Origin of the sequence: Streptomyces sp. YIM 98790 (assembly GCF_011421595.1) — a bacterium.
In the GTDB taxonomy this organism is placed as follows: Bacteria; Actinomycetota; Actinomycetes; order Streptomycetales; family Streptomycetaceae; genus Streptomyces.
Window position 1 is genome coordinate 33,536 of the sequence record NZ_WTLH01000022.1, and the last position, 14,249, is coordinate 47,784.

Annotated in this window: 10 protein-coding genes and 2 tRNA genes; 2 read left to right on the forward strand and 10 right to left on the reverse strand. The window is 71.1% G+C overall.

Annotated elements, in window-relative coordinates:
* Positions 1-159: 159 nt before the first annotated feature.
* Positions 160-351 (forward strand): helix-turn-helix domain-containing protein, encoded by a 192-nt coding sequence (locus tag GQS09_RS29140; protein ID WP_313896015.1) that lies wholly within the window; start codon positions 160-162, stop codon positions 349-351.
* Positions 351-1,508 (forward strand): site-specific integrase, encoded by a 1,158-nt coding sequence (locus tag GQS09_RS06530; RefSeq protein WP_165985028.1) that lies wholly within the window; start codon positions 351-353, stop codon positions 1,506-1,508. The genes GQS09_RS29140 and GQS09_RS06530 overlap by 1 nt, the downstream gene beginning before the upstream one ends.
* Before the next feature lie 58 nt (positions 1,509-1,566).
* On the opposite strand, the gene GQS09_RS06535 is transcribed toward GQS09_RS06530, so the two are convergent.
* From GQS09_RS06535 to dnaA, 10 genes are all read right to left on the reverse strand, one after another.
* Positions 1,567-1,640: transfer RNA gene (locus GQS09_RS06535), tRNA-Ile, on the reverse strand.
* Between the two features lie 55 nt (positions 1,641-1,695).
* Positions 1,696-1,794: transfer RNA gene (locus tag GQS09_RS06540), tRNA-Ile, on the reverse strand.
* A 77-nt stretch (positions 1,795-1,871) separates the two neighbouring features.
* Positions 1,872-2,675: a DUF3566 domain-containing protein gene (locus tag GQS09_RS06545; protein WP_399552428.1), complete on the reverse strand. Its 804-nt coding sequence runs from the start codon at positions 2,673-2,675 to the stop codon at positions 1,872-1,874.
* Positions 2,676-2,761: 86 nt separating this feature from the next.
* Entirely contained in the window at positions 2,762-5,443 is a 2,682-nt protein-coding gene (gene gyrA, locus GQS09_RS06550; protein WP_165985030.1) for a DNA gyrase subunit A, read from the reverse strand.
* Positions 5,444-5,537: 94 nt separating this feature from the next.
* A complete protein-coding gene (gyrB, locus tag GQS09_RS06555) occupies positions 5,538-7,697 on the reverse strand; it encodes a DNA topoisomerase (ATP-hydrolyzing) subunit B (protein ID WP_165985031.1) in 2,160 nt (719 codons plus the stop codon).
* Between the two features lie 395 nt (positions 7,698-8,092).
* A complete protein-coding gene (locus GQS09_RS06560) occupies positions 8,093-8,809 on the reverse strand; it encodes a DUF721 domain-containing protein (protein ID WP_165985032.1) in 717 nt (238 codons plus the stop codon).
* Positions 8,802-9,977, reverse strand: coding sequence for a DNA replication/repair protein RecF (gene recF / locus GQS09_RS06565; protein WP_165985033.1), 1,176 nt, complete (start codon positions 9,975-9,977; stop codon positions 8,802-8,804). Before recF ends, GQS09_RS06560 begins: the two co-directional genes overlap by 8 nt.
* A 55-nt stretch (positions 9,978-10,032) precedes the next feature.
* Positions 10,033-11,115: a phosphogluconate dehydrogenase (NAD(+)-dependent, decarboxylating) gene (gene gnd / locus GQS09_RS06570; protein ID WP_399552430.1), complete on the reverse strand. Its 1,083-nt coding sequence runs from the start codon at positions 11,113-11,115 to the stop codon at positions 10,033-10,035.
* An 85-nt stretch (positions 11,116-11,200) separates the two neighbouring features.
* Positions 11,201-12,331, reverse strand: coding sequence for a DNA polymerase III subunit beta (dnaN, locus tag GQS09_RS06575; RefSeq protein ID WP_165985035.1), 1,131 nt, complete (start codon positions 12,329-12,331; stop codon positions 11,201-11,203).
* 785 nt (positions 12,332-13,116) lie between these two features.
* On the reverse strand, positions 13,117-14,249 hold a 1,133-nt coding region (dnaA, locus tag GQS09_RS06580), incomplete at its 5' end, for a chromosomal replication initiator protein DnaA (RefSeq protein ID WP_165985036.1).

Here is a 14,249-nt window from a genome sequence, read left to right on the forward strand (position 1 = left end):
GGCACCCCGGCCGCCGATTTCCGCGGGACTTCCGCCGGTTTCCGCGGCCCCCACCCGTCCCAGCCCCTCGCCGCAGCTCAGACCGCACATCCGCACCTTTCTGCGGATTCTGCGGTTTCTGCGGCGCCCCTCCGTACCCGTCGCCCCGAAGGGAGTGCCGTGCAGCCCGCGCCCGGTGTCCTGGTGCTGACCGTCCCGGAAGCGATGGCGGCCCTGAAGATCAGCCGCCCGAAGCTCTACGACCTGATCCGCTCCGGTGAGCTGCGCAGCTTCACCATCGGCCGGGCTCGTCGGGTGCCCGCCGAAGCGGTCGCCGCGTACATCCGCAAGCGCATGGAGGAAGCCGCCTGATGGCCAAGCGTCGCCCCAATGGCGGGGGAACCATCACCAGGCGCAGTGACGGCCGCTTCCAGGGGGCCGCCTATGTCACCGATACCGACGGCATCCGCAAGAGGGTCTACCGCTACGGCCGGACCTGGGACGAAGTGGCGGAGAAACTGGCGGAACTCCAGAACCAGGAGCGGAACGGCATTCCCGTGCCCTCCCGGGCCTGGACGGTCGGGGACTGGCTGGACTACTGGATCCGTCAGATCGTCCGCCCGAACTGCGAGTACAACACCTACGCCAAATACGAGGGCAAGGTGCGGCTGTACCTGGTGCCCTACCTGGGAAAGAAGTCGCTGCCCAAGCTCTCCCCCGGGCTGGTCCGGACCGCCCTCGCCGAGATGGACCGGGACGGGGTGCCGGCACCCACCCGGGCCGAGACGCTGCGCGTGCTGCGCAACGCGCTCAACCGGGCCAGGCGGGAGGAGCTGGTGACCCGCAACGTCGCCGAACTGGTGGACATGCCGAGGGTGGAAAAACGGGAGCGGAAACCCTGGACCGCGAAGGAGGCCGTCACCTTCCTGAGAACCGCGCGGCAGCACCGGCTCTATGCCGCCCTGGTGCTGCTCCTGGTGCTCGGACTGCGCCGGAGCGAAATCCTGGGGCTCCGCTGGCAGGACGTGGACTTCGACAACCAGCTCTTCACCCCGGTGCGGCAGGTGCAGCGGGAGAACGGCAAGCTCGTCCTGAAGAAGCTCAAGACCGAGTCCTCACAGGCCGCGCTCCCCCTGCCGGCCTTCTGCGCCGACGCCCTGCGGGAGCGGAAGCGGCTACAGGAAGAGGAGAAGCGGAAGGCCGGCCAGCGCTGGCACCAGGAGCCGGACGAGGACGTGATCTTCTCCGAGCGGCACGGCGGGCCGATCGAGCCGCGCGGCTTCTCCCGCAGCTTCGAGACGCTGGTCGGCCACGCCCCGGTCCGCCGGGTCACGGTCCGGCTGGCCCGCCACACCTGCGGGACGCTGCTGGCCTTCCTGAAGGTCCACCCCAAGGTGGCTCAGGCGATCCTCCGGCACAGCCAGATCAGCATGACCATGGACGTGTACACACACGTGGTGGACGACGACCAGCGAGCGGCGGCCGAGCTGCTGGCGGACCTGTTGCGGGGTTCGGCACCGCCCGGCTGATGTCAGCAATGGATGTCAAGAGCCCCCGGCCGGTACCGGCCGGGGGCTCTTTTGCATGTGGGGCTAACAGGACTTGAACCTGTGGCCTCATCCTTATCAGGGATGCGCTCTAACCATCTGAGCTATAGCCCCGCGCTGCTGCTCACAAAGGTTAGCGCATGCCCGGGGCGGCGCCCAAATCGGTAGCCGGCCCGGGCAGGGGCGCGGTCATTCGTCCTCGGCGAGGGTGNTGAACCTGTGGCCTCATCCTTATCAGGGATGCGCTCTAACCATCTGAGCTATAGCCCCGCGCTGCTGCTCACAAAGGTTAGCGCATGCCCGGGGCGGCGCCCAAATCGGTAGCCGGCCCGGGCAGGGGCGCGGTCATTCGTCCTCGGCGAGGGTGACCTCGATGCCCCCGACGAAGCCGGCCGACAGGTTGTACATGAAGGCCCCCAGGGTGGCCAGCGCCGTGGCCAGCACCACGTCGATGGCGGCGATCAGGCCGGTGAACGCCAGCACCCGGGACAGCGACAGGAACGCCTCCAGGTCGAAGCCCGCCGAGTTCTCCGTGCCGGTGGCCTCGCTGATGGTGCCGCCCACGGCCGAGAACACGCCCATGGAGTCCATCACCATCCACAGCACCGCCACCGCCACCACCGTGCAGATGCCCAGCGCGATGGAGAGCAGGAAGCTGACCTTCATCACCGACCACGGATCGGCCTTGGCCACCCGGAGCCGGGCCTTGCGCACCCGGGGCACCGTGCGTGCCCCGGTGCGGGGGCGGCGCACGCCGTGCCCCAGGGTCTCGCCGGGGGAGAAGCCTCCGGCACCGCCGCCGCCACCGCCACCGGACGCCGGACCCGGGCCGGACGGGCCCGCTGGCCGCAGCCGGGTGGTCTCGTCGGCCCGGGGCGGGGCCCCCGGCGGGGGCGAACCGGGCGGCGCCGGGTACGCCTGCGGCGGGTGGTACCGCTGGTCCTGCTGCTGGTCCGGATAGCCGCCGCCCTGGGCGTACGGATCGACCGGCCTGGCACTGGTCATGGTGGACCCCCCACGGGTCGTGTCCTGGGCTCGCCGGTCTTCCGAGCCGGTGCCGGTGCCGCCGCCCGCGGCGGCGGCCGACGGGTCGGCACCCCGACCGTCGTGTCCGGTACCGCCCCCGGGGACGCCCGCGGCTCCACTCACGGCATGCTCCTTGATGCTGTCGCTGGCTGTGCTCTGCTGCTGATGGTGGTGATGAGGCTGAGAGTAGCGGCGGCGGGGGCTGCAGGTCAGGACTCCGCGGCAGGAGCCCCGGTTCCGTCACCGGCCGCCGGTCCCCCGGCGGTGTCCGGGGCGGAGCCCGCGGCGGGCTCCGCGGCCTCGGCTTCGGCTGCGGCCTCGACCGCGGCCTCGACCTCCTCGGCCTCGCGGCCCGCCTCGGCGTTCCGGGCCACCCCGACCACGGCGTCCCGCTTGCCCAGATTGATGAGCTGGACGCCCATGGTGTCACGACCCGTCTCGCGGATCTCGTCGACCCGCGTGCGGATCACCCCGCCGCCGAGCGTGATGGCCAGGATCTCGTCACTTTCCTCGACCACCAGCGCGCCCACCAGCGAGCCGCGGTCCTCCACGATCCGGGCCGCCTTGATGCCCAGACCGCCACGGCCCTGCACTCGGTATTCGTCCACCTTTGTCCGCTTCGCATACCCACCGTCGGTCGCGGTGAACACAAAAGTGCCGGGCCGCACCACATTCATCGAGAGCAGTTCGTCGCCCTCGCGGAAGGACATGCCCTTGACGCCGCTGGTGGCGCGGCCCATCGGGCGCAGCGCCTCGTCCGAGGCCGTGAAGCGGATGGACTGTGCCTTACGGCTGATCAGCAGCAGGTCGTCGTCCGGACCGACCAGCTCGGCGCCGATCAGCTCGTCGTCCCGCCCGTCGTCCATCTGGCGCAGATTGATGGCGATCACGCCGCCGGAGCGCGGTGAGTCGTAGTCCTTCAGCGGGGTCTTCTTCACCAGGCCGGACTTGGTGGCCAGCACCAGGTACGGCGCGGCCGCGTAGTCCCGGATGGCCAGGATCTGGGCGATCCGCTCGTCCGGCTGGAAGGCCAGCAGATTGGCCACATGCTGCCCCTGGGCGTCCCGGCTGCCCTCGGGCAGCTCGTACGCCTTGGCCCGGTAGACGCGGCCCTTGTCGGTGAAGAACAGCAGCCAGTGGTGGGTGGTGGAGATGAAGAAGTGGTCGACGATGTCGGCCTCGCGCAGCTTGGCGCCGCGCACCCCCTTGCCGCCGCGCTTCTGCGCCCGGTAGTCGTCGGTCTTGGTGCGCTTGATGTAGCCGCCGCGGGTGACGGTGACCACGATGTCCCGCTCGGCGATCAGGTCCTCGATGGACATGTCGCCCTCGAAGGGCACCAGCTCGGTGCGCCGGTCGTCGCCGAACTTCTCCACGATCGCGGCCAGTTCCTCGCTGATGATGCCGCGCTGCCGCTCGGGGGAGGCCAGGATGGCGTTGTACTCGGCGATCTTGGCCTGGAGTTCGTCGTGCTCGGAGGTGATCTTCTGCCGCTCCAGGGCGGCCAGCCGGCGCAGCTGCATCTCCAGGATGGCGTTGGCCTGGATCTCGTCGATGGAGAGCAGCTCCATCAGCCCGGTGCGCGCGGTGTCCACCGTGTCACTGCGCCGGATCAGGGCGATGACCTCGTCGATGGCGTCCAGCGCGGCGAGCAGGCCGCGCAGGATGTGCGCCCGCTCCTCGGCCTTGCGCAGCCGGAAGCGGGTGCGGCGCACGATGACGTCGATCTGGTGGGCGACCCAGTTGCGGATGAAGGCGTCCAGCGAGAGGGTGCGCGGCACGCCGTCCACCAGGGCCAGCATGTTGGCGCCGAAGTTGGTCTGCAGATCGGTGTGCTTGTAGAGGTTGTTCAGCACCACCTTGGCGACCGCGTCCCGCTTGAGGACGATCACCAGCCGCTGGCCGGTGCGGGAGGAGGTCTCGTCCCGGACGTCGGCGATGCCCGCGACCCGGCCGTCCTTGACCAGGTCGGCGATCTTCAGGGCGAGGTTGTCCGGGTTGACCTGGTAGGGCAGCTCGGTGACCACCAGGCACTGGCGGCCCTGGATCTCCTCGACCTCGACCACCGCGCGCATGGTGATGGAGCCGCGGCCGGTGCGGTAGGCCTCCTCGATGCCCTTGCGGCCCACGATCAGGGCGCCGGTGGGGAAGTCCGGGCCCTTGATCCGCTCGACCAGGGCCTCCAGCAGCTCCTCGGGGGCGGCCTCGGGGTGCTCCAGGTACCACTGGATACCGGAGGCCACCTCGCGGAGGTTGTGCGGCGGGATGTTGGTGGCCATGCCGACCGCGATCCCGGAGGAGCCGTTGATCAGCAGGTTGGGGATGCGGGACGGCAGGACCGTCGGCTCCTGGTTGCGGCCGTCGTAGTTGTCCTGGAAATCGACGGTCTCCTCGTCGATGTCCCGGAGCATCTCCATGGCCAGCGGGGCCATCTTGCACTCGGTGTACCGCATGGCGGCGGCCGGGTCGTTGCCCGGGGAGCCGAAGTTGCCGTTGGAGTCCACCAGCGGCATCCGCATGGCCCAGGACTGGGCCAGCCGCACCAGGGCGTCGTAGATGGAGGAGTCGCCGTGCGGGTGGTAGGAGCCCATCACGTCGCCCACCACGCGGGCGCACTTGTAGAAGCCCTTCTCCGGGCGGTAGCCGCCGTCGTACATGGCGTAGAGCACGCGGCGGTGCACGGGCTTGAGGCCGTCCCGCACGTCCGGCAGCGCCCGGGAGACGATCACGCTCATCGCGTAGTCGAGATAGGAGCGCTGCATCTCGGTCTCAAGGGTGACCGGCTCGATCCGGTGCACCAGCTCGTCGGCGACCGCGGTGGGGGCCAGCTCCGCGGCGTCCCCGACGGGAGCGGGCTCCTCGGGCGGGGTGGCGGGAGTGTTGTCCTCGGCCATGGTGTGCGTCCGGTTCCTTTCAGGACATGCTCGTCGGCGGGACGGGGCGGGGCGGGGCGGTGGAGGCGGCGCGGCGGGGTGCGGCGGGCCGCGGTCAGATGTCCAGGAAGCGGACGTCCTTGGCGTTGCGCTGGATGAAGGAGCGCCGGGCCTCGACGTCCTCGCCCATGAGGATGGAGAAGAGGTCGTCGGCGGCGGCGGCATCGTCCAGGGTGACCTGGCGCAGCACCCGGTGGGCCGGGTCCATGGTGGTGACCCGCAGCTCCTCGGCGTTCATCTCGCCCAGACCCTTGAAGCGCTGGATCGAGTCCTCCCGGATCCGCCTGCCCTGCTGCCGGCCCAGCTCGATCAGGCTGTCCCGCTCGCGGTCGGAGTAGGCGTACTCGTGCTCGTCCCGGCCCCACTTGATCTTGTAGAGCGGGGGCTGGGAGAGGTAGACGTGCCCGGCCTCCACCAGCGGGCGCATGAAGCGGAACAGCAGGGTGAGCAGCAGGGTGTTGATGTGCTGGCCGTCCACATCCGCGTCCGCCATCAGGATGATCTTGTGATAGCGCAGCCTGGTGATGTCGAAGTCCTCGTGGATGCCGGTGCCGAAGGCCGAGATCAGCGCCTGGACCTCGGTGTTCTGCAGCACCTTGTCGATCCGGGCCTTCTCGACGTTCAGGATCTTGCCGCGGATGGGCAGGATGGCCTGGTACTGCGGATCGCGGCCGGACTTGGCCGAGCCGCCCGCGGAGTCGCCCTCCACGATGAAGATCTCGCACTTGGCGGGGTCGTTGGACTGGCAGTCGCTGAGCTTGCCGGGAAGCGAGGCGGTCTCCAGCAGGCCCTTGCGGCGGGTCAGGTCGCGGGCCTTGCGGGCGGCCACCCGGGCGGTCGCGGCCTGGATGGCCTTGCGGACGATGTCCGCGGCCTCGGTGGGGTTGCGGTCGAACCAGTCGGAGAGCCGGTCGTTGACGACCTTGTGCACGAAGGTCTTGGCCTCGGTGTTGCCCAGCTTGGTCTTGGTCTGGCCCTCGAACTGCGGCTCGCCCACCTTGATCGAGATGATCGCGGTCAGGCCCTCGCGGACGTCCTCGCCGGTGAGGTTGTCGTCCTTCTCGCGGAGCAGCTTCCGCTCCCGGGCGTAGCGGTTGACCAGGGCGGTCAGCGCGGCGCGGAAGCCCTCCTCGTGGGTGCCGCCCTCGTGGGTGTGGATGGTGTTGGCGAAGCTGTAGACACCCTCGGTGTACTGGGTGTTCCACTGCATGGCCACCTCCACCGACAGCATCCGCTGCTTGTCCTCGGCGGCGAAGTCGATCACCGAGGGGTGCACCGGCTCGCCCTTGCGGGAGTTGAGGTGGCGGACGAAGTCGGAGATGCCGCCCTCGTAGTGGTAGGTCACCGAGCGGGGCTGGTTGTCGTCCTCGCTGGCGGTGGTGTCCGCGCCCGCGGTCTGCTTGGCCGCCTCCCGCTCGTCGGTGAGGGAGATGGTCAGCCCGCGGTTGAGGAAGGCCATCTCCTGGAAGCGGCGGGAGAGCGTCTCGAAGGAGTAGTCGGTGCTCTCGAAGATGCTTCCGTCGGCCCAGAAGGTGACCGAGGTGCCGGTCTCCTCGGTGGCCTCGTGCCGGGCCAGGGGAGCGGTGGGCACGCCCGTCTTGTAGTCCTGGGTCCAGCGGTAGCCGTCCCGCCGGACCTCGACCGCCACCTTGGTGGACAGGGCGTTCACCACGGAGACGCCCACGCCGTGCAGACCGCCGGAGACGGCGTACCCGCCGCCGCCGAACTTGCCGCCCGCGTGCAGCACGGTGAGCACCACCTCGACGGCCGGCTTGCCCTCGGAGGGCACGATGCCGACCGGGATACCGCGGCCGTTGTCCACCACGCGGACGCCGCCGTCGGCCAGCAGCGTCACGGAGATGGTGTCGGCGTACCCGGCGAGCGCCTCGTCGACGGAGTTGTCCACCACTTCCTGGACGAGGTGGTGGAGACCGCGCTCACCGGTGGACCCGATGTACATGCCGGGGCGCTTGCGGACTGCGTCCAGGCCCTCCAGCACGGTGATCGCGCTGGCGTCGTACGCGCCGGCGCCGACGGGACCGGCCTGCTCCGTGCCCGGTGCGGTGGCCTGGTCTGCCGCGGTCGCTGCGGTCGCTGCGGAGTCGGCTGCCGCTTCCGCCGCCCGGGAGGGCTCCGGAGAGCCGGCGGGAACGGCAGGGTTGGTCTCATGGATATTGCCGGAATCGGCCACGAAGCGCCCTTTCTGGCACAGCACGCCCTGCTCCGGTTCCGCCGACGGGGCAGCCCGGAGTGGCCGTGTCGCTCGACATGGTCCGCAGTGAGGCGGTCCCGCCCAGTCTACCGGTACGCGCCGACACAATGCCGGTTTGCGGGGGCCTGGCGGCCGATGTGCTGCCCTGAACCGGCATGGACCGACTCCCTATATGCGGGAGGTGCCCCGGAAACGCTCAGCGGGGCACACAGCGCCCCGGATGTTGCCGCTCGGAAGCCCTCCGGCAAGCCCACGGAGGGTGACCTCTGTCACATTTCGTCACACCAGGCCCAAGGGTCACCCGGCAGGGTCCGGCCACCGCGTTCCGGCCTCCTCCGGCCTCCTCCGGCCCGGCACGGCTGTGGTCCGGAGGACGCGAAGGAGAAGGTGCGGAGGGGTCAGCCGTAGGTGTCGCCGGGGCCGCGGCTGCCGGGCGCCCGCCACCGGCCACCGCCACCACCGCCCGCGCCCCGGCCGGGACCGCCCGGCCCGCCGGGGCCGGTCACGCGGATCAGCTTCACCGCGCCCCGGCCCAGATCCTGGTTGAGCCGGGCCAGCACCTGCGGGGCGAGCAGCCGCAGCTGCGTCGCCCAGGCCGTGGAGTCGCAGCGCACGGTCAGGGTGCGGGACTCCTCGTCGAAGTGCTCGGGCCGCCAGTGCTCGGCATTGGTGGCCCCCACGATCTCCGGCCAGCGGCCCATCACCCCGCCCACCGCCAGCGGCAGCTCCCAGCCGCGCTCGGCGGTCAGCCGCTCCAGCGCGGCGGCCAGCGGCAGCGGATCGCGGCCGTCGGCCCCGGCCGCCGAGCGGCGCCCGCCGCGGCGGGGCACCCCGGTCTGCCGGGACCCGGTGCCGCGCTCCCGCGCCCGCTCCTTGGCCGCCCGCAAGGCCACCCGGGCCAGATCCACCCCGGAGAGCCGCTGCTCCCCCGCCTCCCCCGCCTTCCCCGGCTCCTTGGGCTCCGCCGGCGGCGCGGACGCCGAGGGCCCGCCGCCCGTGCCGCCCGGTCCTCCGGCGGCGCTGTTCCCGGCAGGTCCGGGCCCGGCCCCGGGGGCCCCGGCGGGTCCGCCCGGAGGCCGCGCCGGCCGCCGGGGCCCGGGAACCTCCTCAGCCATCGCCGCGCTCCACCCGGCCGCCGGAGACGGTGAACCGGGTGCCGGCGAGCACCGCGGGCACATCCTCGGCGACCGCCGCCGTCACCATCACCTGCTCCCCCGGCGCCACCAGTTCGGCCAGCCGCTCCCGCCGCCGCGTGTCCAGCTCGGCGAAGACGTCGTCCAGCACCAGCACCGGCTCGGGGCCCTCGTCGCGCAGCAGCGCATAACTGGCCAGTCGCAGCGCCAGCGCCAGTGACCAGGACTCACCGTGGCTGGCATAGCCCTTGGCAGGCAACTGCCCCAGCCGCAGCAGCAGGTCGTCCCGGTGGGGGCCGACCAGTGTCACCCCGCGCTCGATCTCCTTGGGCCGGGCCTCGCGCAGTGCGGCCAGCAGCCGCTCGTGGAGCACGGCCGGCGCCTCGCCGTACGGCGCCCGGCCGCCCGCCCCCGCGCCCTGCCCCTCGGCACCGGAGCCGGGTGGCGGGCAGACCCGGTACTCCATTGCCACCGGGCCCTCGCCCGGCGCGACCTGCTCGTACGCCTTGCCGGTCAGCGGCTCCAGCGCCTGCACCAGCGACAGCCGGTGCGCCAGCAGCTCCGCCCCGGCCCTGGCCAGATGCTGGTCCCACACGTCCAGGGTGGACAGATCCATGGCGCGGCCGCCGTGCCGCCGGGCCATGGCGGCCGTCTTCAGCAGGGTGTTCCGCTGGCGCAGCACCCGGTCGTAGTCCGAGCGCACCCCGGCCATCCGCGGCGCGCGGGCCATCACCAGCTCGTCCAGGAACCGGCGGCGGCCGTCGGGATCGCCCTTCACCAGGTTCAGATCCTCGGGGGCGAACAGCACCGTCCGCACGATGCCCAGCACCTCGCGCGGGCGCACCGGCGCGGAGCGGTTGATCCGCGCCCGGTTCGCCCGGCCGGGAAGCAGCTCCAGCTCCACGGACTGACGCCGCTCGCCCTCCACCACGGCGGCCCTGATCACCGCACGCTCGGCGCCCGCCCGCACCAGCGGGGCGTCGGACGCCACCCGGTGGCTGCCCAGGGTGGCCAGATAGCCGACCGCCTCGACCAGATTGGTCTTGCCCTGGCCGTTGGGACCGATGAAGGCCGACACCCCCGGGCCGAGGGGCACCTCGGCCCGCGCATAGGAACGGAAGTCGGCGAGCGACAGATGCGTCACATGCACGGTGCCCCTCCAGCCTCCTTCCGGTCTGTTCCGTCCGTCTCTGTTCCGTCCGCCGTCAGCGCTCTCCGGCGTCCCCGGCGTCCCCGGCGGCGCCGCCTTCCGGAGCGGCCGAGGTGACCGCGTGGCCGCCGAACTGGTTGCGCAGTGCGGCGATCATCTTCATCTGCGGAGAGTCGTCCTGCCGGGAGGCGAACCGGGCGAACAGCGAGGCGGTGATCGCCGGCAGCGGCACCGCGTGGTCGATCGCCGCCTCCACCGTCCAGCGTCCCTCACCGGAGTCCTGGGCGTAACCGCGCAGCGCGGTCAGATGCTCGTCGTCGTCCAGCGCCCGGACGGCCAGGTCCAGCAGCCAGGAGCGGATCACCGTCCCCTGCTGCCAGGAGCGGAACACCTCGCGGACGTCCGTCACCGGGCCGGCCGCCTCCAGCAGCTCCCAGCCCTCGGCGAAGGCCTGCATCATGGCGTACTCGATGCCGTTGTGCACCATCTTGGCGAAGTGGCCGGCGCCGGCCCGCCCGGCGTGCACCGCGCCGAACTCGCCCTCCGGCTTGAGCGCGTCGAAGACCGGCTGCACCCGGGCCACGTGCTCGCTCTCGCCGCCGTACATCAGGGCGTAGCCGTTCTCCAGGCCCCAGACGCCGCCGGAGACGCCGCAGTCCACGAAGCCGATGCCGCGCTCGGCCAGCAGGGCGGCATGGGTCTCGTCGTCCGTCCAGCGGGAGTTTCCGCCGTCGACCACCACATCGCCGGGGGAGAGCAGACCGGCCAGCTCGGCGATGGTGGAGCGGGTCGGCTCTCCGGCCGGGACCATCACCCACACCACCCGCGGAGCGGCCAGCCCGTCCACCAGGTCCTTCAGGCTGTGGACATCGGCGAGGTCGGCGTTGCGGTCGTAGCCGAGGACGGTGTGGCCGGCGCGGCGGATGCGTTCGCGCATGTTGCCGCCCATCCTGCCGAGGCCGATGAGACCGAGCTCCATGGAAAACGGGCCTTTCTGGTGGTTCCTTGGGGTGAGCGCACCCTCCGCAGCGCCGCGCCGCCCGCGGGCCGCATGCGGCTGCTCGCCGTTCCGGCCCGGGGCTGCCGCGGCGCTGCGGAGGGTGCGGACGGGGTGCGGGAAGGCCCGGGACCGGGTCACTCCCGGCCTTCGAGACTACGCCCCGGCACCCGTGCTCACCTGTGGGGTTCCGCTGCTCAGACGCGCCCGGAGCGGCGGCCGGGCGTCAGCCGCTGAGCCGCACCGGCATGATCAGGTACTTGTACGCCTCGTCCGCCTCGGCATCCACCGCCGGGCGCCCGCTGAGCAGCGCCGGCTTGGTCGAGGTGGTGAAGGAGAGCTGGGCGGCCGGGGAGTCGATGGCGCTCAGGCCCTCCAGCAGGAAGCCGGGGTTGAAGGCGATGGAGATGTCCTCGCCCTCGAGCTGGGCGTCCAGCCTCTCCACAGCCTGTGCATCGTCGCTGGAGCCGGCCTCCAGGGTGAGCACGCCCTGCTCGAAGCTGAGACGGACCGGGGTGTTGCGCTCGGCGACCAGCGCCACGCGCTTGACCGCCTCCACGAACGGCGCGGTCTCCAGCACCGCCACGGAGTTGAACTCGGTGGGGAAGAGCGTGCGGTACTTGGGCAGGTCCCCCTCCAGCAGCCGGGTGGTGGTGCGCCGGCCGGCCCCCTCGAAACCGATCAGGCCCTCGCCCTTGCCGGCGCCGGAAAGCGCCAGGCTGACCGTCTCCCCGGCGCTGAGCGACTTGGCGGTCTCCAGCAGCGTCTTGGCGGGGACCAGGGCCACCGCCGAGGTGTCCGGGCTCTCCGGCTTCCACAGGAACTCGCGGACCGCGAAGCGGTAGCGGTCGGTGGAGGCGAGGGTGACGGTGTCCCCCTCGATCTCGATCCGCACACCGGTGAGCACCGGCAGGGTGTCGTCCCGGCCGGCCGCGATGGCCACCTGGGCGACGGCCGCGGCGAAGACCTCACCGGGCACGGTGCCGGTGGTGGCCGGCATCTCGGGCAGCGCCGGGTACTCCTCCACCGGCAGGGTGTGCAGGGTGAACCGGGAGGAGCCGCAGACCAGCGAGACCCGCACCCCGTCGGTGGAGAGCTCCACGGGGCGGTTCGGGAGCGCCCGGGAGATGTCCGCCAGCAGCCGCCCGGAGACCAGGACCGTGCCCTCCTCCTCGACCTCGGCCTCGACGGAGACCCGTGCCGAGACCTCGTAGTCGAAGCCGGAGAGGCTGAGCGTGCCGTCCTCGGCCTTCAGCAGCAGGCCCGCGAGAACCGGAACCGGCGGGCGTGCCGGCAGGCTTCGTGCCGCCCATGCCACCGCCTCCGCGAGCACATCGCGTTCCACCCGGATCTTCACGTCGGCCGCCTCCTGCTGTAGCTGGCTGCTCTGGATTGCCAGGGACCAGTCTGACGCACACCGCTGACAGACAGGGCCCGGAGGAGTCAAGTCGCGTCGGGAGGGGTATGCCGTGGCCGGGCCGAGTTGTGCACAGCCCCCACTTCGAATCGATCGGGGCGCTCTCTATCTGTAGTGGTAGTAGTAGGGCCTGTGGAAACCGTGGATAACTCCGTTTCCCCTGGTCACAGCCGGTTTTTTGTCCACATGCCCTGTGGGTGGGGCAGTGGACGAAACAGGGGGTGCTGTGGATGACGAGCGGCTGTCCACACCCTGTCCCCAGCCTTCCCCAGGTTGCCCACAGCTTCGTCCCCAGAATCCGGGGAGTTGCCCACAGGCTCCTCGTCACATCTGTGTGAGCTGTTTCACTCCGGCCGGTGAGAGGGCGCTTCACGTTGCCGAACAGTGGACAAAGCTGTGGACCGGCTGTGTACAACCCCGCCTTCCCTGTGGGAAACCCCCTCCGGGCCGTGGACAACATCATGCACGACCGGTCGTGCACCGCTGCCGGTCCACAGCCTGTGGATCTCCGTTCTCCACAAATCCACAGGGGGTCCACCTGCGAGGATGCCCCTCCGGGAAGCGTCCTGTGGACGGGATTATGGACAACTCCGGCCGTGCACAGGGTGTGGACACCGGAGTCCCGCGGATTCTGTGGACAACTCCCCTGCACCGGGCCGGAATCGAACAAAGCCCCTGAGCTGTCTCAGGGGCTTTTCGATTCCCGCGGAGGCGGGACGGAGGGCTCAGCGGCCGCGGGGGTCGGACTCGACGCCGTTCTTGATGCGGTTGGTGAGTTCGGTGACCTGGTTGTAGATGGAGCGCCGCTCGGCCATCAGGGCCCGGATCTTGCGGTCCGCGTGCATCACCGTGGTGTGGTCCCGGCCGCCGAAGGCCTGGCCGATCTTGGGCAGCGAGAGGTCGGTCAGCTCCCGGCACAGGTACATGGCGATCTGCCGGGCGGTGACCAGGATGCGGCTGCGCGAGGAGCCCGCCAGGTCCTCCACGGAGAGCCCGAAGTAGTCGGCCACCGCCGCGGTGATGTCCTCGGCGGTGATCTCCGGGGTGGCGTGCTCCCCGCCCGGGATCAGGTCCTTGAGGACGATCTCGGTCAGTGCCAGGTCGACCGGCTGCCGGTTGAGGCTGGCGAAGGCCGTCACCCGGATCAGCGCGCCCTCCAGCTCGCGGATGTTGCGGGAGATCCGGGAGGCGATGAACTCCAGCACCTCGGGCGGGGCGTTGAGCTGCTCCTGCACCGCCTTCTTGCGCAGGATCGCGATGCGGGTCTCCAGCTCGGGCGGCTGGACGTCGGTGATCAGGCCCCACTCGAAGCGGTTGCGCAGCCGGTCCTCCAGGGTGATCAGCTGCTTGGGCGGCCGGTCCGAGGAGAGCACGATCTGCTTGTTGGCGTTGTGCAGGGTGTTGAAGGTGTGGAAGAACTCCTCCTGGGTGGACTCCTTGCTGGCCAGGAACTGCACGTCGTCCACCAGCAGGATGTCCATGTCCCGGTAGCGCTTGCGGAAGGCGTCCGCCTTGCCGTCCCGGATGGAGTTGATGAACTCGTTGGTGAACTCCTCCGAGCTCACATAGCGCACCCGGGTGCCGGGGTAGAGGCTGCGGGCGTAGTGCCCGATGGCATGCAGCAGGTGCGTCTTGCCCAGCCCTGACTCGCCGTAGATGAAGAGCGGGTTGTACGCCTTGGCGGGGGCCTCGGCCACCGCGACCGCCGCGGCGTGCGCGAAGCGGTTCGAGGCGCCGATCACAAAGGTGTCGAAGAGGTACTTGGGATTGAGCCGGGGCTCCCCGGGCCCGGCCGCCGGCGCGTTCCGGTCCGGGCGTTGCGCGGGCGGGCCGCCGCCGGGGCCGCCCGCCGGACCGG

Bases quoted from the DNA above. Each gene is read 5' to 3' on its own strand.
- GQS09_RS06530 (WP_165985028.1), top strand. From the start codon at position 351: ATGGCCAAGCGTCGCCCCAATGGCGGGGGAACCATCACCAGGCGCAGT.
- GQS09_RS06560 (WP_165985032.1), bottom strand. From the start codon at position 8,809: ATGGCTGAGGAGGTTCCCGGGCCCCGGCGGCCGGCGCGGCCTCCGGGC.
- gyrA (WP_165985030.1), bottom strand. From the start codon at position 5,443: ATGGCCGAGGACAACACTCCCGCCACCCCGCCCGAGGAGCCCGCTCCC.